Below are 19,399 nucleotides of genomic sequence, written 5' to 3' on the forward strand. Positions count from 1 at the left end.
ATTTTATATCATAGGAAGTATACATGAATATATTTATCAACACTGCTTGGGCAAGTACCACTTCTAATTCCCAGAGCAACCCGTATTCTTTAGCAATTATGTTAGCAATATTTGCTGGAATTTTTTATTTTATGATTTTTAGACCACAACAAAAACGTAATAAAATTCATAAAGAATTATTAAGTTCTATCTCCAAAGGAGATGAGATTCTAACCAACGGAGGACTAATAGGTCGTGTAGTTAAAATTACAGAAACAGGTTATATTTTTATTATTCTTAACGAAAAAAATGATACTAGCGGTAATGAAATATTGATTAAACGCGATTGTGTTACTGCCATTTTACCTAAAGGTACGATGAAAGCGTTATAATTCTTATCTTAATATTATGTACCTTGAGATAAAAACTGGTGTTAAATCATTATTCTTTATGGAAATATCTTGCGGTTATACTAGTATTCATTACTGGTCTAATTTATGCATTACCTAGTTTATATGGAAATAATCCTACAATATATATTACTCAACATATTACAGAAGAAAATCATCAAACATTTGATAATATTTTATTATCAAAAATTAAAAAAATACTAGAAAACGAAGAAATCACTAATAAATCCATTTCATTACAAACAAATAAAATTTTAATACAATTTTTTCATGAAAAAGATCAACTGAAAGCTTATCAAAAATTATCAACTATTTTTATAAATAAATATCAAATATTTCTTTGTACTACCCCATCAGCACCGTATTGGTTGTCTATAATAAAAGCTAAGCCTATAAAATTAGGATTAGATTTACGTGGGGGAATATATTTTGTAATACATGTAAATACAGAAATTTTGCTAAAAAAATTGCAAGAACAACATATTGATACTTTAAAAACTATCTTATCTGAAGAAACAATTTCCTATATAAAAATGTATAAAATTAAAAATCATGGAATTGAAATTACTTTTCAAGATTCTAATGATAGAAATAAAGCAATTATACCGTTATCTAAAATAGATCATGATTTAATAATACATAGAATAGAAGACAACAAGTTACATGTTATTTTTTCTGAAAAGAAAAAACATGAAATTTGTGAACATGCAGTACAACAAAATTCTACTATTTTATATCATCGTATACATCAATTAGGTATTACCGAGCCATTAGTACAACGTCACGGAACTGATCGTATTATTATAGAATTACCCGGTATACAAGATATTAAAAAAGTTAAAAAAATACTTAGTACAACAGCAAGCCTAGAATTCCGACTAGTTAATTCATCAATAAGTGATTTTGAAATGAATAATAATTTAATTCCAGAAGATTCTGAAATAAAACTGACTAATAATGGCTATTCAGTACCATTATATAAACAAATAATTTTATCTGGAAATTATATTGTAAATTCTAATACTAGTTTAGATGAATATAACCGTCCTCAAGTAAATATTATCTTAAATAAAATAGGTAGCACTATAATTTCAAATTTTACCAAAAATAATATTGGAAAAACTATAGCTACTTTATTTATAGAATATAAAGATAGCGGAGAAAAAGACTCTAAAGGTCATCCACTTCTCATCAAACATGAAAAAATTGTCAATATTGCCACTATTCAATCTCAATTAGGTAATAGTTTCCGTATTGTTGGAATCAATAATTTAAATGAAGCACGTCATTTGTCACTATTATTACGTATGGGAACCCTAATAACACCTATTTATGTTGAAGAAGAAAGAATTGTCGGCCCTATGCTTGGTAAAAAAAATATTATACAGGGATTTACTGCATGTATTTTAGGCATGTTAACCTCTATATGTTTTATGATACTGTGGTATCATTATTTTGGATTAATTGCTAGCATTGCGCTCATTGCTAATCTAATACTTATGATCAGTACAATGTCTATAATTCCAGGTATGGTATTAACTATGCCAAGCATAGCAGGGATCATATTGACTTTATCTGTAGCTGTAGATGCAAACGTATTAATTAATGAAAGGATCAAAGAAGAATTAAGACAAGGTAGACCGGTGCAATATGCCATACATACAGGATATCGTAAGGCATTTACTAGCATTGTAGATGCAAATATTACAACTATTATCACCTCTATTATATTATATTTAATTGGAACAGGACCAATTAAAGGATTTGCTATTACTACAATTATTGGGGTAGGGACGTCAATGTTTACATCTATTATTGGTACTCGTGCTGTTGTTAATTTGGTTTATGGAAAAAAAAACGTTAATAAACTATCTATTTAATTTTATTGAATTTTTAAAATTACATATTATATTGTTGATATAACTTTAATTTAATCTATTAAAATGAATGATACTTACTATAAATTTTATAATTTTCTCTCATGGAGACGCGTAATATTTTTTTTATCAATATCTTTATTTCTTATTTCATGTTGCACGATGGTGGTACGTGGCTTTAATTGGGGGTTAGATTTTACCGGAGGTATATTAATTGAAATTATCTCAGAAAAAAATATAGATCCTATTAACATTAAAAATATTTTAGTGCAGTCAGGATTTAAAAAAATTATAGTACAACATTTTGGTACCCCTAAAAATATAGGAATACGAGTCCCGTTGGATTCAAATAAACATCAGATTAATCAAAATACGATAAATAATATCTTACATATTTTAGAAAAGACCATTGCTCAAAAATTTTTTATTAAACAAACAAATTGGATTGGCCCAAGTGTTAATAACCAATTAATAAATACAGGAATAATAGCCTTATTAGTAGCATTAATATGCATCTTAATATATATAACGCTTCGTTTTGAATGGAGATTAGCTACTGGAGTTGTTGTATCTTTAGTATATGATATAATAATTATTTCAGGTACTTTATCTTTAATAGCCATAAAGATAGATTCAACTATCATTGCTGCCCTAATGTCAGCGATTGGCTACTCTATCAATGACAAAATTGTTATTTTTGATAGAATTAGAGAAAATTTCCGTCGCATATCTATAGTAAAATCTATAGATATTTTTAATATATCGTTAAGTCAAGTACTAAATAGAACCATTATCACTTCAGTTACAACTATTATAGTACTGTTTATATTATTAATTTTCGGAGGAACTATGTTACGTGGATTTGTAATAACTTTACTACTTGGCTCTATTATTGGAACAATGTCTTCTATATTTATTGCTTCAACGTTAGCATTTAAACTTGGAACTACACGTAATCATTTTATTAAAAAACAACTCCAAATCAAATGAAATGTTGTACTACTGATATATTTTATATTTTTTAGTTGACGAACTAAATATGTAATTGTTTTTTAGAATACAACTTACAATCAATCTATAATTACATTTTAAAAAGTTATGTCTATAATAATCTATATACCATATAAATTATCTACATGCATAATTATAATTTCAACTTTCGCTAAACATGAGTAATAACGTAATCAAAAGATTTAAATAAATGTATTCTTATAGTATCAAATATAAATAATTATTGTTGATACAATCAAACTCATATAAAAAATTACATTTAGTTTTATAATCTTGTGGATACTAAGACAGATCCATCATGCTGCATGACAAAACATACTTAACACGAGCATTACAATTGGCATGGAAAGGTCGCTTTACTACAATGCCTAATCCTAACGTAGGGTGTGTTATTGTTCGCGATAATAAAATTGTAGGAGAAGGATATCATATACGAGCTGGAGAAGCACATGCTGAAATACATGCATTACGTGTTGCTGGGAATTTATCACAAGGAGCAACTGCTTATGTTACTTTAGAACCATGTAGCCATTATGGACGCACTCCTCCCTGTACTTCTGCTCTAATTAACGCAGGAATTAAACGTGTCGTAGTAGCTATGCTAGATCCTCATTGTTATTCTAGAGGCAGAGGATTGCGTTTACTAAAACAAGCAGGCATTGAAGTAGAATATAATAATCTTATGTTATCTGAAGCAGAATCAATAAATCGAGGATTCATCAAACGTATACGTACTGGATTCCCGTGGATCAAATTAAAATTAGCTGCATCTTTAGATGGTAGAACTGCTATGTCTTCTGGGGAAAGTAAATGGATTACATCTATTCAGTCACGCCAAGATGTTCAGCATTTTCGCGCAGAAAGTGATATCATTCTTTCTACTGCTAGTACCGTTTTAGCAGATAATCCAAAGTTGAATGTACGTTGGTCGTGTTTTTCAGATGAGATTAAATGTATTTATGCACATAATGAGATTAGACAACCATTACGAGTAATTATTGATAGCTCAAATAGAATTCTTCCTTCACATCGCATAATACGATGTGAAGGAAGAATTCTGCTTGTTCGTTTAAAAAAAGATCACCGAGATTGGCCTCCAACAGTAGAACAACTATTACTGCCATCAATTAATTACTATGGCCGTCCTTACGTAAATCTTATAGAACTAATGCAAAATCTTGCGCATCGGGAAATCAACAATATTTGGGTAGAAGCAGGAGCTACCTTTTCAGGAATACTGTTGAATATCGGATTAGTAGATGAACTTATTTTATACCAAGCTATAAAATTTTTAGGATCTGATGCACGACCTTTGTGTGTATTACCGAATATTAAATGTCTTCATGATATTAAGTCTTTTAAATTAATTGATATCAAAAATATTGGACCAGATCTTCGTTTAAGATTAATACCAAAACACATATAATATATTGTACTTATCAGTTATTTTTATGTTTGTGTTACAATATATCCCATACACAAACATAAATAATATAATTCACATAATAGATAAATAGTAAGGATTATTATGAATGTCATTGAAGGTAGTACTACATCAAACAAATCAAAAATTGCCATCGCTGTAGTTAGATGTAACCGTTTCGTTAATAATAATTTACTTGAAGGCGCTTTAGACATTTTAAAAAGAATCGGACATATAAAAGATGAAAACATAACTACAGTATGGGTTCCAGGAGCTTATGAATTGCCATTAATTGTACAAGCATTAGCTATTAGCTACAAATATGATGGAATCATAGCTCTAGGAACCGTGATTCGTGGACTTACTGTACATTTTGAATTAATTGCAAGAGAATGTAGTGCTGGTTTGTCCAATATTTCAATAAAAAATACACTGCCCATTGGATTTGGATTACTTACTACAGACAATATTAGCCAAGCTATAGAACGTTCAGGTATCAAGGCTAATAATAAAGGATCAGAAGCTGCTTTAGCCGTTTTAGAAATGATTAATATATTACAAATAATTAAAAAATAGTTTTACTTATATAAGATTATAAAAGGAATTATGTGAAAACAATTAGTCGAAGACATGCGCGCGAATGTGCGTTACAAGCATTGTATTCTTGGCAATTATCTAAAAATAATGCTAAAGAAATAGAAAATTATATTATAACAGAACGAGATATCCAAAATTTCAATATTTCTTATTTTCATAAATTATATATTGGAGTAATACGCTGTGCCGAAGAACTAGATAAATTAATGATACCGCATTTATCCCGAAATTTAGAAAAATTAGGATATATTGAACATGTAGTTTTACGTATCGCATTGTTCGAGCTGATAAAATGTAATGACATACCATATAAAGTTGCTATTAATGAAGCAATTGAACTTGTAAAAATTTTTGGAGCTGAAAAAAGTCATAAGTTTATAAATGGAGTATTAGATAAAATAGTTGCAGCGCAGACTTATATTCATACAAAATAAATTTTAATAAAACAATAATTTATATTTTTACTTATACCTTCCGCTAAATATAATAAAGTCACATGAAATTATCTAAGATATGGTATTTATTCGCTACTGGTTTTGGAGTAGGAACGATTGATTACATACCTGTAGGAACCGTAGCATCTTTATTGGCAATACCAATATGGTGGTCATCGATATATCTATTTCCGTATCAATTTTATTTTTTTTTCCTGATCGCAGGAATAGGATTTGGAGTATTTTTCTGTGATCAAGCTACTAAAACAATTGGCATTCATGATCATAAATCAATCGTTTGGGATGAATTCGTTGGTATGTGGACTATATTAACTATAATCCCTACAGACAATTGGCTATGGATAACTATTGCATTTTTATTATTCAGAATATTAGATATCACAAAACCTTGGCCAATTTCCTGGTGTGATCGTACAATAAAAGGTGGATTCGGAATTATCATTGATGATATATTAGCAAGTGTCATATCTATTGGTATTATTTTATCTCTGATGCATTTATATAATTAGGATGCTCTTTATAGAATAAGTATCGATAATGTTATAAACTAATTTACGATTTAATAATATATTAATATCACACCACAACCGATAATAATTTAATACATCCATGCCATAATTTTTTTATAAATTCCTATACTATCTAGTCCAAGCTCAGAGAGTATTTCTGATTGCGAACCTTGAGGAATAAAAAAATCAGGCAAACCAATATTTAAAACCGGAATTAATAATTTATTTTTCATGATAAACTCATTTACACCACTTCCTGCTCCACCTATTATTGCATTTTCCTCTAAAGTTATTAAAAATTGATGATTTTTAGCAAGAGTTTTTATCAAAATCTCATCTAATGGCTTAATAAACCTCATATCTACTAATGTTGCATCTAATTCAGATGCAACATTATAGGCCGACCGTAATAAAGTGCCAAAATTAAGAATAGCAATACGATTGCCTTGACGACGTATTATACCTTTACTTAATGGAAGGGGAAATAATTTTTTCGAATCAGAATTACCAGGAACAGCATATCCTTTAGGATAACGAACAACACTAGGCCCATATGGATAGCAATATCCTGTGTATAACATTAATTTGCATTCATAAGCGTCACTTGGAGCCATGATTATCATATTTGGGATACAGCGTAAATACGATAAATCAAAAGCACCTTGGTGAGTTTGTCCATCTGCTCCAACAATACCGCCTCGATCCACAGCAAATAAAATAGGCAAACTTTGAATGGCCACGTCATGAATTACTTGATCATATGCGCGTTGTAAAAACGTTGAATAAATAGCAACAACTGGTTTATATCCTGCTATAGCTAAACCAGCAGCAAATGTTACAGCATGCTGCTCAGCAATCGCCACATCAAAATACTGTTTTGGATATTTTTGAGAAAATATATTCATTCCAGAACCCTCTCTCATAGCAGGTGTAATCCCTATAACTTTATTGTCATGAGCTGCAACTTGACATAACCAATCACCAAAAATTTCAGAATAAGTTATATCTTTAGTCTTTTTTATAGGTAATGATCCAATTTTAAGATCAAATTTTGGCACTGCATGCCATTTAATAGGATCTTTTTCTGCAGGTCTATATCCAAAACCTTTTTTAGTAATAACATGTAAAAATTGAGGTCCTTTCATGTTACGTATATTTCTTAAAGTATGTACTAATTCTAATACATTATGCCCATTGATAGGTCCAATATAATTAAAACCAAGTTGTGTAAATAATGAACTCGACGTGCCAAAATTACTGATTTTGTTATCCGTATGCTCAATTAATTTTTTAGCCATAAAACCATTAGATAATATTTTATTACTATCTAATTTTAAATCAGAACATATTTTTTTTGAAAAAATATAAGAATAATGCTTATTCAACGCTCCCACATTTTCTGAAATAGACATTTCATTATCATTCAATATGACCAATAAATCAGATTTAATAGATCCAGCATGATTCATTGCTTCAAAAGCCATACCAGCAGTTATTGCTCCATCTCCTATAACACATACTGTACGACGTCCTAACATTTCGCGTTCTGCAGCGATTGCTAATCCTAATCCTGCGCTAATAGAAGTAGAAGAATGTCCTACCGACAACACATCATACTCACTTTCATCTCGACAAGGAAATGGATGTAACCCATGCCTACGCCTAATACTAAAAATGAGCTCACGACGTCCTGTCAGGATCTTATGTGGATATGCTTGATGTCCAACATCCCAGATTAAATAATCAAATGGAGTATTATATATATAATGTAATGCTACAGTAAGTTCTATAGTCCCTAATCCAGATGCGAAGTGTCCACTAGATCTACTAACACTAGTTAAAAGAAATTGGCGTAATTCATTGCATAATTTTATTAAATTATCTTCAGATAATCGTCGTAATTCTTTTGGAGTGTTAATTAAACCTAACACGGAGTATTTATTTAAGCTGCAGTTCATATTAAATTATATGTAATATATTATGTTCGAAAAAATTAATCACTACGTTTCATGATATAACGTGAAAATGCAGATAAAGTACTAGTGTTATAACCTAATTTAGCAATATGTTTTAAAGATGCTAATGATTCGCGACATAATTCTTCAGCCTTAAAGCGGGCCGCATTTAACCCAAATACTTTTGAATAGGTATTTGTATTATTGTGTTTTAATTGTATACTTTGTATGCGACCTTCTTTCGTTTTATCATATGATGCATTCAACGAAAGCATCATATGATATCATCTTGCATTTGAAAATCTAAACCTATGCATAGTTTTAGCATAATACTCTAGAGGCGCCAATACGTCATAACTTTTATTTCCTGCCGATAAAATTTCAATACGAACTGCTGCTCGAATTAACGATCCTATTTTATATTGGTATATAATTTCTAACTGTGTAGGTGGTATATTTTTATTATTTTTATTAACTAAACCTAAAGACTGTCCTAAACACATTTCCGTTAGAGCCACTGGCGGACGCTAATGTGGCAATCATTTTGAAACGATCTTGGTCTGTAATTGTTGGCATATGTGCTTCTTAAAAGAATAGTAAAAACCAATGTATATAGAGCATGCCCGCTAAAACAGCAATAGCTATGCCAAATTTAATATGACATCTCGAATATCCCCTTCGTAATTTATCATTATTCATAGCAGGCGAACCATCATGAATTAAAGAATAAGCATGCATACATTTAATAGCCACCGCTGGAGCATTAAGTTTTGACGATTTAATACTTATTAATTTTACTGTTTGATACTTTCTTAAAAAAGGACGTAATCGCTTTCCGCCCAATGAAACACTATAACATTTTGCTTGTGCAAGAATAGATATCTCCTGATTAAGAAATATAACTAAATAGTGTTTGATAGCGTCATCTACTTGTTTATGACTATCATGTAATTCGGCAAAAAATTAAACATAAATACAATATTTCAATTTTATACACTAAACTCTGATTAATATATACTTACTTGAATTACATTCACACATAATTATATATTATAAGAATATTTAATATGTTATTATGACTATGATCTATTTTAACAAATTTAAATATCATTTGCATAAATACTATAACAAACTATAAAATAATACATTAGACTTCTTGTGTCCATACAAGAGATAATTAGATGATATTAAAGGTGATTAATATTCAATTTAATATAATAGATTTAATATAAAGTATTGATGCTCATGTATTTTTTAAGAAACCAAAAACATTAATATGAAAATAATCATCAAATTTTCACCAGAGATTACAATAAAAAGTCGTGCTGTACGGATGTTTTTTATAAAAATTCTTGTTGCCAATATCAGGACTATTTCAAAAAAAAATAAAGAATCAATATCAGTTATACGTCATTGGGATTATCTTGAAATAAAATCTAATAACAATCAAAAAATATGTACTATATTAATGAATATTCCTGGTATTCATCATTTTTTATTAGTTAGAGAGAGTGTATTTAGTTCCTTAGAAGATATTTATAGGGAAATTATACTTAGTTTGAACTGTGATATGACATTGTCAGGAAAGGATTTTTGCGTACGAGTTAAACGTCATGGTACACATAATTTTACTTCTCAGGAAGTCGCACATTATTTAGGTAAAAAATTATGTCAACACATAAATAATACTAGAGTCAATTTAATAAAACCTGAAAAAATTATATATTTGGAAATTAAGAATAATCAACTTTTTATAATTATCGAACGTTTTGAGGGGTTAGGAGGATTACCAATAGGGACACAACAAGAACTTATATCATTAATTTCAGGAGGATTTGATTCAGCGGTTGCTAGTTATATGTTAATCCGACGTGGATGTAAGGTAAACTATTGTTTTTTTAATTTAGGAACCCCTATCCATACTATGGAAGTATCTAGAATAATATATTATTTATGGAAAAAATTCAGTAGTTCTCATAAAATAAAATTTATTTCTATTGATTTTTCAGAAGTCATTAAAGAAATCGTTTCTAAAATAAAAGATAATCAAATAGGAATAGTATTAAAACGTATGATGATACGCTCTGCATCATTAATAGCTGACCGATGGAAAATACCTGCATTAATAACAGGAGAAGTATTAGGACAGGTATCTAGCCAAACTTTGAGTAATTTAGCGCTGATAGATAGTGTATCTAATCATATAATATTTCGACCTTTAATTTCTTATGACAAAGAAAAAATTATTAATTTAGCCCGAAAAATAGGAACAGAAATATTTTCAAAATCTATTCCAGAATATTGTGGTACAATATCTCAAAAATCAGCTGCACAAACTACAAAAAAACACATCGAACTTGAAGAAAAGAATTTTGATTTTACCATATTAAACCGTGCAGTATCTCAATCTTATATCATAGATGTGCAAAATATTCCTGATCAGATAATCAATCAACATTTATTTGAAGTAGAAACTAAAAAAATATTAAATCACAACGATATAATATTAGATATACGCACAGAAACTGAACAAAAAAAAAATCCCCTACATTTACATAATATAGAAATAAAAAAGATACCTTTTTATAAATTAATCGATCAATTTTCTAAATTAGATCCAAACAAAGCGTATGCACTATATTGTGATCACGGCATAATGAGTCGTTTACAAGCAATGTATCTATACAAACAAGGATTTCGTAATATTAAAATTTACCGACCTTAATAATTATTACCCCGTTATAATTGATTAAAAATATCAAACATACTACGTAAAGACATTTTAGTATATGTATTTATAATAACTATTGATTCCTTAATTTTATGCAAGGACAACTAAGTTTTCTTTCAATATTTAATACTATTAAGATGTAAATAAAAATTTTTACAATGTATGAAATAAATTATCGTAACATATAGCTCATCATAATACACAACGTTGATATAATTAACGCAAAAAATAATACCAACCATATTCCTTTTATTTCTAATAAAAATCCACCTACAATTCCTCCGAATCCTACCCCTAAAAATTGTCCAATAGAATAAATACTAATAGTAGTTCCTTTATATTTTTTTGGAGAGTTTTTATTGATTAAAGTAGGCAATATTGCTTCAATTAAATTAAATGCTATAAAAAATAACTGCATACCACACAAAAACATTCGATAATGACACATACTCATCAACATAATGAACTCAGATAAAAATAAAGTGTTCATACAAATAATTAATATTTTTCCTGTATAATTTTTACCCTCAGAATATGTAAAGCATGCAAATACTGTCATTGCAGATATAATCATAATAATACTATAAATTTTCCAATGCACTGCAAGTGGAAATCCCAAATTTGTTATCACTTTAGGCAAAGCAATAAAATTTAGTATTAAAATAGTATGCACGCAAAATATACTAAAATTTAATTTTACTAATTGAGAATGCACAAATATTTTTTTAATTTTATTAAACGTAATAAAGAAATTTTCATTATTTTTTATAGGATAAATAGAAATTGGTGTTATTACAATATACGAAAAGACTATAGCTAATACAGTTAATATAGTAATAGTGTGAAATAACCCGTTTAATCCAAACATATCTGTAATTACTGGACCAAAAATCATAGACATAGCAAAAGTGATACCAAAACTTATTCCGATTGAAGCCATGGATTTTATATGATGTTGTTCTGGAATCGATTCTAATAACAATGCTATCAATGAACTGCCTATAGCCCCTGATCCTTGTAGTGCACGTCCAATAATAAGCCCCCAAATATTATCAGTAATTGCTGCTATTTCACTACCAATAGCAAACAAAACCAAACCCCCAATAATAACAAACTTACGTCCGATTCTATCAGACATTAATCCAAATGGTAATTGGAATATTATTTGCATTAAACCATATATTCCAATAGCTATACCTATTAAATATCCATTTACTCCTGTAAGAGAAGTAACATGAAGAGTTAAGACAGGTAAAACCATAAATACGCCTGACATACGAAGCGCAAATATTATGCCCAATCCTAATATAATATGTAATTCTTTTTTAGTCATTAAAACATGAAATATATAAACATTCTAAGTACAAATTAATATAGTTTTTTAATATCCATACATACGGATATTAATATAACAATTTACAAATATTACAATTCCAAGCTATTTTTTAAAGTGATACTTCAGATATAGTTGTAATTAATTTCACTAAGTGATATTAAAATATGATTTATGCATATCACTTACATATGAAATAAAATAGGATCTAAAGATAAAAACAAATTTAAAAATACCACAACAACAATAGATAATCGAAACATTTTCTTTGCCCATAAACTATCATCATTAATTATTCTATATCCATAGAATCCTATATATAACCACCATAAATTCATAATGCTAATTATTATTAAAAATATATAACTAGTATACCCCATGATAGTGAATAATATAGTTGCTATCATAAATCCAATAATACATGCAATTATATGATTCCTAGTGAACTTCACCCCTTTTTTAATAGGAACAGTCGGAATTAGAGCTACTTTATAATCATGTAATCGTAAGATGGCAATAGCATAAGAATGTGGGATTTGCCATAAACTAAAAATCATTAATAATATTAAGGCTCCTATATCAAATCGATGTGTAGCAGTACAATATCCAATTACCGGTGGCATTGCTCCTGCAATACTTCCAACTATTACACTATAAATAGATCTACGTTTCATCCATAAACTATATATACCGACGTATGTAAGTAAACCTATCGCTCCTAGATATACTACTAAAAAATTTTTTGTACAACTCAAACATAAAAAACCAAATATACTTAAAATTACTGCATAATATATACTTTTATTTAAAAATAATGTACCATGTTGTACTAATACTCTGTTTTTAGTTCTTTCCATAACCGAATCAATATCTCGATCAATAATGTTATTTAATACACAACTAGCAGCGATAACTAACGACATCCCTACAATCATTTTAATAAACAACAGATAATACATATGACCGTGTGATGCTATTAAAAAACCCCCCATAACCGACATTAAATTTCCTATGACAATCCTCGGTTTTATTAAGTGTAAATAATATTTTTTCATAAAATAAAATTATCTGATTATTCAAATCATCAAATTATGATGTAAATGAGTCATAATCCATATACTTCCGAATATAAGAATTAAAACAATAAACACCGTAAATACCAAAGATATCAAATTCCATACTTGATGAGATGTGTTTCCCAAATGCAAAAAGAAAATTAAATGAACAAAAATCTGAATTACTGCGCACGATATAATGATGTTCACTAATATCTTTTTATTAGTTATATCATATGCAACCATAAAAAACGGAATAATTGTCAAAATTACAGATAATATAAACCCAATTAAATATGAATTATGTGTATAACTATTTTTCATAAATTATAACATTCCCATCAAATACACTTCAGTAAATACGCATATCCAAACGATATCAAGAAAATGCCAAAATAAGCTCAAGCATTGCAATCGTGTATAATTAATTTTAGTTAATCCCTGATATGTAACATGTACAATCATTACTACAATCCAAATAAGTCCTGCCATTACATGTAGCCCATGGGTTCCTACTAAAGTAAAAAAAGAAGAAAGAAATGCGTTTTGACGTGGATTGTATCCTGATTTAATTAAATGAAAAAATTCATAAGCTTCTATTCCAATAAAAAATAGGCCTAATAAAAAAGTCATCCCCATCCAAATATTTACTTGTTTTACATATAATTTTTCTGCATATATCATAACCTTACCATAAGTAAAACTACTTAATAACAAACAACAAGTCTCTACGAATATAAGAGGTAACTTAAATACCTTACCCGAATAAAAACTTTCTACGCTATTATACAGTACTGCATACATTGCGAACAAGCTTGCAAATAAAATACAATCACTCATTATATACAACCAAAAACCAAATATTGTTTTTTTATTTAAATTATTGTGTTTATACATTATGTATATATTCAACTTCTTTAATTTTGTCTACTGATACAGTATACTCTGTATTATCATTAAATGTATGAATAATCCAGGTTGCAATAATTCCAAATATACTAAAAATAACTAACCACCATATATACCAAATCATGCCAAATCCAAATAATAACCCAAAAAAAGATATTAAAATTCCAGAATAAGTATTTTTAGGCATATGTATTGATTTATATTGATCAGAATAAAAATTAATATTTTTATTATTTTGAACATACCAACACACATCACGATCATCATTTATTATAGGAATAATTGCAAAATTATAAAATGGCGGAGGAGAAAGCACAGACCACTCTAAAGTAGATCCATTCCATGGATTTCCATTTAAATCCTTATACTTGTCACGATTTAAAATACTGACTATTATTTGGATACATTGACACATGATGCCTAATCCAATTAATATAGTACCTATTGACGCTGTTATTAACATTGATGAAAATATTGGATCGATATGTTGACTTAATCGACGAGTCATACCCATAAACCCTAAAATATACAACGGCATAAATGCTACATAAAATCCAATGATCCAAAACCAAAAAGCTCTTTTTCCCCATTGTTCATTTAAAATATACCCAAAAGCTTTAGGAAACCAATAAGTAGCTCCAGCAAAACAACCAAACAATACGCCCCCAATGATAACGTTATGAAAATGAGCGATTAAAAATAAACTATTGTGTAATACAAAATCAGCACCAGGTACAGCTAATAATACCCCGGTCATTCCTCCTATAGAAAATGTAATAATAAATCCAATAGTCCATAACATTGGAGAAGCAAAAATAATTTTTCCTCGATACATAGTAAATAACCAATTAAAAATCTTCACACCAGTAGGAATAGCAATTATCATAGTCATGATACCAAAAAATGCATTAACATTGGCACCTGCTCCCATGGTAAAAAAATGATGTAACCATACACAAAAAGATAATACGGTAATAGCAATAGTAGCCCACACCAACGAAGTATATCCGAATAATTTCTTTTGAGAAAAAGTAGAAACAACTTCTGAAAACACACCAAATACAGGTAAAACTAAAATATACACTTCTGGATGTCCCCAAGCCCAAAATAAATTAATATACATCATCATATTTCCACCCAAATCATTAGTAAAAAAATGGGTTCCCAGATAACGATCCAACGTTAATAATGCAATAGTAACAGTTAAAATCGGAAAAGCCGCAATAATTAACGTATTTGTACACAATGCAGTCCAAGTAAATACTGGCATTTTCATCATTGACAATCCTGGAGCTCTCATGTACAAGATCGTGGTAAAAAAGTTTATGCCAGTTAAAGTAGTCCCTATTCCTGAAATTTGTATACTCCATATCCAATAATCAACACCAACACCAGGGCTGTACTCTTTACTTGATAACGGCGGATAGCCTGCCCATCCTGTTTGTGCAAATTCCCCGATCCCTAGAGAAAGATTTATCAAAATTACACCCACCATAAACAACCAAAAACTTAAAGAATTCAAAAAAGGAAATGCAACATCTCGTGCGCCAATTTGTAACGGAACTATCAAATTCATTAATCCTATTACAAAAGGCGTAGCCATAAATATAATCATAATCACACCATGAGCAGTAATTACTTGATTATAGTGATGAGCTGAAAGAAATTCATATAATCCAGAAGAAGACAGAGCTTGTTGTGCTCTCATCATGATCGCATCAGCAAAACCACGTAAAAACATAACACATGCAACTACAATGTACATAATTCCAATTTTTTTATGATCTACAGATGTAATCCATTCATCCCAAATATATCGCCACTTATTATAATAAGAAATACTACCAGTAAGTATTATTCCAATAAAAAGAATAACAACAATTGTTGACATAATAATTGGATCATCATATGGAATAGAGTGTGTTGTCAATTTTCCAAACATTACTTTATTATCCTTACATATTTGTAATATCGCTCAAAATATGTCATTCTTACATTAAGGCATTAAAAATTAAATATTAAAAATGTTCTTTCTTTTGATGTTTAAATTTATTAATCACATTGTAAAATAAGTTAGATTGTACATTGGAAAAATAAATTATTGGATGATATTCGCTAGGTTGAGCTAACTCTTCATAAATTGACATATTATTAATGTGATAAGATGATTGTTGCACTTTTTGTATCCATTGATCAAACTCTTTTTCAGTTTGTGTAACAAAAACAGTAAATTTCATATTGGAAAATCCCTGTCCGCTAAAATTTGATGAAATACCTTTATAGTGTCCTACTTCGTTGGCTATTAAATTTAATTCTGTATGCATTCCAGCCATTGCATAAATTTGCCCTCCTAATTGAGGAATAAAAAAAGAATTCATCACTGAATTAGAAGTAACATTAAACTTTATAGGTACGCATGTTGGGAAAACAAGTTCATTAATAACTGCTATATTTTGTTTTGGGTAAATAAAAAGCCATTTCCAATCTAATGATATGACATCAATAATTATTGGTTGTACAGCAGAAGATATAATAGGTTTTTTAGGATCTAATTTATGAGTCGATTCCCAAGTTATCACTCCTAAAAAAATAATAATTATAATGGGTACGAACCATATCGCACATTCGATTTTTCTGGAATTCACCCAATTAGGATTATATTTTATATTTTTAATATTAGATGCTCTGTATGTTACGGTAAAAAAAATTGTCATTCCAATTACCGGAATAACTATAATGAGCATTAATCCACATGCGGTCAATATTAACGAACGTTCTTCTATCCCAATTTGCCCCTTAGGATATAACAACACTAAATCATTACACCCACTCAATACTGCTATATAACTATACAGCAAGCAACAAGACACATATTTTTTGATATTATATACACTGAATTTCATACAACAAATTTTAATGTAATTAAATATTTAATTTCTACATTGACTATTTTACCGCAAGCCTTTATTAATGTAAATCAATTAATATATGCTTAAAAAGCATTCTGTATTTGTCATATCCTAATAAACATGAAATTATAATTATATATGTTTATAATCAAAATTAATTTCTTTCTATAAGATAAATAAAATTAAATATTCAGTTATTTAAAATTGGTCGTTTAAACATTTTGGATTGATAGATATAATTAATTCTAATACTACTACGCTATATAACTTAAATTGATTAACGAAATTAATAATTACATTATAGATTTATTATATGCGTTTATAATTTTGCACGATTTCATATTTTCCTGATTATATTTCATCTATAAAATTAATACAAATAAATTAGATACACACGTAATTATTTAAAAAATATTAAAAACTTATGAAAACGAGCTACACTACCATGCTTATTTTGAAATATCATTATATGTAACATAATACCACACTCGAATGAGCGTACCTTTTTCAAAGATATGCTTGTATAAGATTTATGTTAAAAAATTATTATTTTTTCGTTTTAAAATTATAAAGTAATTATTTACCAGAAAATTATAATAAAAACTTAACTAAACTATAATCTCATACGTTTTATTATTCAAAACAAGTAATTTAATAAACGTAGTTTATGATATACAAAATCATCTTTTAATACAAATATTAATGTTTCTGCATGAATATTATTAATAAAATTTAATGAAAATATACAGCTCTTCTTATCGTTTTAAAGAATGAAAATTCTAAATTTTTTAGAATTATATAAGAATAAAATTAAAAATTCTAATCCATACAACAACATAATATATAGATAAAATATCAAAAAATGGTGCTAGCATTTTAGTGCTATCAAACTACCTGCTATATTAATAATATATATTTAATCATTTAAAGTAATAAATCAGTAAAACACACAGTGTCAATAAAAATTAAAAATAAAATCATTTAACTTTTAATAAAATCTAATTTTAGAATCCAAAACAGATATCGTATGAAACCAAATTATTATGCAATAAAATTATCTAAAATATTAATGTTAATTATTTTTTAATTTAAGAATTGACAATTCTTAAATTAAAAAATCAGATCAACTTGATTTATCATAAAAACCGATTATTTAAAACCAAAATTACAATTATGCAACATATTTGTGATCTTCTTTAACGCTAAAAACAATTTATTTTATTCTTAATCGATTAAAATTTAAAAAAGATACTGCATTCAACAAGTTTATACATTATGATTACATGTTCTAATATACATTTAAAAAATGTAGATAATAAATTTGTATATACACTGCAATAGAAATGAAACAATATATGTATATACAAATTTTTTATTATAATAATAAATATCTGACAGATAACAAGTCATTACAGACTGTAACATAGTTATTTAATTAATAAAAAACCAGATCTTATAAATTTAATTTGAAATTTTCCACGAATTGTATTATATCAAGATTACGATAATACTTCTATTTATTAGATATCTAACAAAGGAGGATACAGTGCATGCCATGGCAATATTCAGCAAATAATCTCAAAGCACTTTATTGTTGTCGAAGTATGGCAATAGTACCAACGGTAATAGAACAAACTATCCGAGGAGATCGTGTGTATGATATATTTTCTTTACTACTAAAAGAAAGAATTATTTTTATGACAGGGATAATAGAAGATAATATAGCTAATTTAATCGTTGCACAGATAATGTTTTTAGAATCAGAAAATTCAAAAAAAGACATCCATTTATATATTAATTCTCCAGGAGGATTAATAACTGCAGGTATGTCGATATATGACACCATGCAATTTGTAAAACCCAACATTAGTACGTTTTGTATGGGGCAAGCTGCTTCTATGAGTGCTTTTCTATTAGCTTCTGGTACTAAAGGAAAACGATTTTGTTTGCCGAACGCTCGAATTATGATTCATCAGCCATTAGGATGTTTTCAGGGACAAGCTACTGATATTGCTATTCATACCAAAGAAATATTAAAAATTAAAAATAATATAAATGAATTAATGGCAAAACATACAGGACAATCTATTGATAAAATCAGCAAAGATACAGAACGGGATTGCTTTTTATCTGCTGATGAAGCTATGGAATATGGATTAGTAGATTGTGTATTAACCCAACGAATATAAATAAATTCGTATTATTACTTGCTTTATATTTTACCATCATCATTATCTGTAAACATA

19 protein-coding genes are annotated in these 19,399 nt (G+C 28.2%); 9 read left to right on the forward strand and 10 right to left on the reverse strand.

What is annotated here, in order from left to right; genetic code table 11:
- Window positions 1-23 precede the first annotated feature (23 nt).
- The 7 genes from yajC to Bsans602_RS01210 all read left to right on the forward strand — a co-directional run bounded on the left by yajC (window position 24) and on the right by Bsans602_RS01210 (window position 6,261).
- Window positions 24-371: a preprotein translocase subunit YajC gene (yajC, locus tag Bsans602_RS01180; RefSeq protein WP_500837281.1), complete on the forward strand. Its 348-nt coding sequence runs from the start codon at window positions 24-26 to the stop codon at window positions 369-371.
- 38 nt (window positions 372-409) lie between these two features.
- Complete coding sequence (gene secD, locus Bsans602_RS01185) at window positions 410-2,269, forward strand: protein translocase subunit SecD (protein WP_500837282.1); 1,860 nt, start codon at window positions 410-412, stop codon at window positions 2,267-2,269.
- Window positions 2,270-2,332: 63 nt separating this feature from the next.
- Window positions 2,333-3,256, forward strand: coding sequence for a protein translocase subunit SecF (gene secF, locus Bsans602_RS01190; protein ID WP_500837283.1), 924 nt, complete (start codon window positions 2,333-2,335; stop codon window positions 3,254-3,256).
- A gap of 319 nt (window positions 3,257-3,575) precedes the next feature.
- On the forward strand, window positions 3,576-4,703 hold the full coding sequence (gene ribD / locus Bsans602_RS01195) for a bifunctional diaminohydroxyphosphoribosylaminopyrimidine deaminase/5-amino-6-(5-phosphoribosylamino)uracil reductase RibD (protein ID WP_500837284.1): 1,128 nt from the start codon (window positions 3,576-3,578) through the stop codon (window positions 4,701-4,703).
- 102 nt (window positions 4,704-4,805) lie between these two features.
- Window positions 4,806-5,276 (forward strand): 6,7-dimethyl-8-ribityllumazine synthase, encoded by a 471-nt coding sequence (ribH, locus tag Bsans602_RS01200; protein WP_500837285.1) that lies wholly within the window; start codon window positions 4,806-4,808, stop codon window positions 5,274-5,276.
- Between the two features lie 32 nt (window positions 5,277-5,308).
- Window positions 5,309-5,731 carry a transcription antitermination factor NusB gene (gene nusB, locus Bsans602_RS01205; protein ID WP_500837286.1) on the forward strand — a complete coding sequence of 141 codons (423 nt, stop codon included), beginning with the start codon at window positions 5,309-5,311 and terminating at the stop codon, window positions 5,729-5,731.
- A 62-nt stretch (window positions 5,732-5,793) separates the two neighbouring features.
- On the forward strand, window positions 5,794-6,261 hold the full coding sequence (locus Bsans602_RS01210; protein WP_500837287.1) for a phosphatidylglycerophosphatase A family protein: 468 nt from the start codon (window positions 5,794-5,796) through the stop codon (window positions 6,259-6,261).
- Window positions 6,262-6,350: 89 nt separating this feature from the next.
- Here Bsans602_RS01210 and dxs read toward each other — a convergent pair whose 3' ends face one another.
- The 4 genes from dxs to Bsans602_RS01230 all read right to left on the reverse strand — a co-directional run bounded on the left by dxs (window position 6,351) and on the right by Bsans602_RS01230 (window position 9,059).
- Window positions 6,351-8,219 carry a 1-deoxy-D-xylulose-5-phosphate synthase gene (gene dxs / locus Bsans602_RS01215; protein WP_500837288.1) on the reverse strand — a complete coding sequence of 623 codons (1,869 nt, stop codon included), beginning with the start codon at window positions 8,217-8,219 and terminating at the stop codon, window positions 6,351-6,353.
- Window positions 8,220-8,254: 35 nt separating this feature from the next.
- The gene (locus tag Bsans602_RS01220) at window positions 8,255-8,494 is read right to left on the reverse strand and encodes a hypothetical protein (protein ID WP_500837289.1); all 240 of its coding nucleotides are present in this window, start codon (window positions 8,492-8,494) and stop codon (window positions 8,255-8,257) included.
- A gap of 6 nt (window positions 8,495-8,500) precedes the next feature.
- A complete protein-coding gene (locus Bsans602_RS01225; RefSeq protein WP_500837290.1) occupies window positions 8,501-8,719 on the reverse strand; it encodes a hypothetical protein in 219 nt (72 codons plus the stop codon).
- An 82-nt stretch (window positions 8,720-8,801) separates the two neighbouring features.
- Complete coding sequence (locus tag Bsans602_RS01230; protein WP_500837291.1) at window positions 8,802-9,059, reverse strand: polyprenyl synthetase family protein; 258 nt, start codon at window positions 9,057-9,059, stop codon at window positions 8,802-8,804.
- Between the two features lie 433 nt (window positions 9,060-9,492).
- Here Bsans602_RS01230 and thiI point away from each other — a divergent pair, with 433 nt between their 5' ends.
- On the forward strand, window positions 9,493-10,941 hold the full coding sequence (gene thiI, locus Bsans602_RS01235; protein WP_500837292.1) for a tRNA uracil 4-sulfurtransferase ThiI: 1,449 nt from the start codon (window positions 9,493-9,495) through the stop codon (window positions 10,939-10,941).
- Window positions 10,942-11,119: 178 nt separating this feature from the next.
- Here the strand turns inward: thiI and Bsans602_RS01240 are convergent, their stop codons facing one another.
- From Bsans602_RS01240 to cyoA, 6 genes are all read right to left on the reverse strand, one after another.
- Window positions 11,120-12,280: an MFS transporter gene (locus Bsans602_RS01240; protein WP_500837293.1), complete on the reverse strand. Its 1,161-nt coding sequence runs from the start codon at window positions 12,278-12,280 to the stop codon at window positions 11,120-11,122.
- 185 nt (window positions 12,281-12,465) lie between these two features.
- Window positions 12,466-13,335, reverse strand: a complete 870-nt coding sequence (gene cyoE / locus Bsans602_RS01245) for a heme o synthase (protein ID WP_500837294.1) — start codon at window positions 13,333-13,335, stop codon at window positions 12,466-12,468.
- A gap of 21 nt (window positions 13,336-13,356) precedes the next feature.
- Entirely contained in the window at window positions 13,357-13,659 is a 303-nt protein-coding gene (cyoD, locus tag Bsans602_RS01250) for a cytochrome o ubiquinol oxidase subunit IV (RefSeq protein WP_500837295.1), read from the reverse strand.
- 3 nt (window positions 13,660-13,662) lie between these two features.
- Window positions 13,663-14,232, reverse strand: a complete 570-nt coding sequence (gene cyoC / locus Bsans602_RS01255) for a cytochrome o ubiquinol oxidase subunit III (RefSeq protein WP_500837296.1) — start codon at window positions 14,230-14,232, stop codon at window positions 13,663-13,665.
- Window positions 14,225-16,186 carry a cytochrome o ubiquinol oxidase subunit I gene (gene cyoB, locus Bsans602_RS01260; RefSeq protein WP_500837297.1) on the reverse strand — a complete coding sequence of 654 codons (1,962 nt, stop codon included), beginning with the start codon at window positions 16,184-16,186 and terminating at the stop codon, window positions 14,225-14,227. The genes cyoC and cyoB overlap by 8 nt, the downstream gene beginning before the upstream one ends.
- A 76-nt stretch (window positions 16,187-16,262) precedes the next feature.
- Window positions 16,263-17,147: a ubiquinol oxidase subunit II gene (cyoA, locus tag Bsans602_RS01265; RefSeq protein WP_500837298.1), complete on the reverse strand. Its 885-nt coding sequence runs from the start codon at window positions 17,145-17,147 to the stop codon at window positions 16,263-16,265.
- A gap of 1,610 nt (window positions 17,148-18,757) precedes the next feature.
- Here cyoA and clpP point away from each other — a divergent pair.
- On the forward strand, window positions 18,758-19,342 hold the full coding sequence (gene clpP, locus Bsans602_RS01270; RefSeq protein ID WP_500837383.1) for an ATP-dependent Clp endopeptidase proteolytic subunit ClpP: 585 nt from the start codon (window positions 18,758-18,760) through the stop codon (window positions 19,340-19,342).
- The last annotated feature ends 57 nt before the right edge of the window (window positions 19,343-19,399 follow it).

This window comes from Candidatus Blochmannia sansabeanus (nom. nud.) (assembly GCF_059935345.1).

Excerpts from the sequence above, each read along its gene's own strand:
- Bsans602_RS01225 (WP_500837290.1), bottom strand. The coding sequence starts at position 8,719 with ATGTGTTTAGGACAGTCTTTAGGTTTAGTTAATAAAAATAATAAAAAT.
- ribD (WP_500837284.1), top strand. The coding sequence starts at position 3,576 with ATGCTGCATGACAAAACATACTTAACACGAGCATTACAATTGGCATGG.
- clpP (WP_500837383.1), top strand. The coding sequence starts at position 18,758 with ATGGCAATAGTACCAACGGTAATAGAACAAACTATCCGAGGAGATCGT.
- dxs (WP_500837288.1), bottom strand. The coding sequence starts at position 8,219 with ATGAACTGCAGCTTAAATAAATACTCCGTGTTAGGTTTAATTAACACT.
- cyoB (WP_500837297.1), bottom strand. The coding sequence starts at position 16,186 with ATGTTTGGAAAATTGACAACACACTCTATTCCATATGATGATCCAATT.
- cyoD (WP_500837295.1), bottom strand. The coding sequence starts at position 13,659 with ATGAAAAATAGTTATACACATAATTCATATTTAATTGGGTTTATATTA.
- cyoA (WP_500837298.1), bottom strand. The coding sequence starts at position 17,147 with ATGAAATTCAGTGTATATAATATCAAAAAATATGTGTCTTGTTGCTTG.
- thiI (WP_500837292.1), top strand. The coding sequence starts at position 9,493 with ATGAAAATAATCATCAAATTTTCACCAGAGATTACAATAAAAAGTCGT.
- secF (WP_500837283.1), top strand. The coding sequence starts at position 2,333 with ATGAATGATACTTACTATAAATTTTATAATTTTCTCTCATGGAGACGC.
- ribH (WP_500837285.1), top strand. The coding sequence starts at position 4,806 with ATGAATGTCATTGAAGGTAGTACTACATCAAACAAATCAAAAATTGCC.
- cyoE (WP_500837294.1), bottom strand. The coding sequence starts at position 13,335 with ATGAAAAAATATTATTTACACTTAATAAAACCGAGGATTGTCATAGGA.
- Bsans602_RS01210 (WP_500837287.1), top strand. The coding sequence starts at position 5,794 with ATGAAATTATCTAAGATATGGTATTTATTCGCTACTGGTTTTGGAGTA.
- yajC (WP_500837281.1), top strand. The coding sequence starts at position 24 with ATGAATATATTTATCAACACTGCTTGGGCAAGTACCACTTCTAATTCC.
- Bsans602_RS01220 (WP_500837289.1), bottom strand. The coding sequence starts at position 8,494 with ATGATGCTTTCGTTGAATGCATCATATGATAAAACGAAAGAAGGTCGC.
- Bsans602_RS01240 (WP_500837293.1), bottom strand. The coding sequence starts at position 12,280 with ATGACTAAAAAAGAATTACATATTATATTAGGATTGGGCATAATATTT.
- cyoC (WP_500837296.1), bottom strand. The coding sequence starts at position 14,232 with ATGTATAAACACAATAATTTAAATAAAAAAACAATATTTGGTTTTTGG.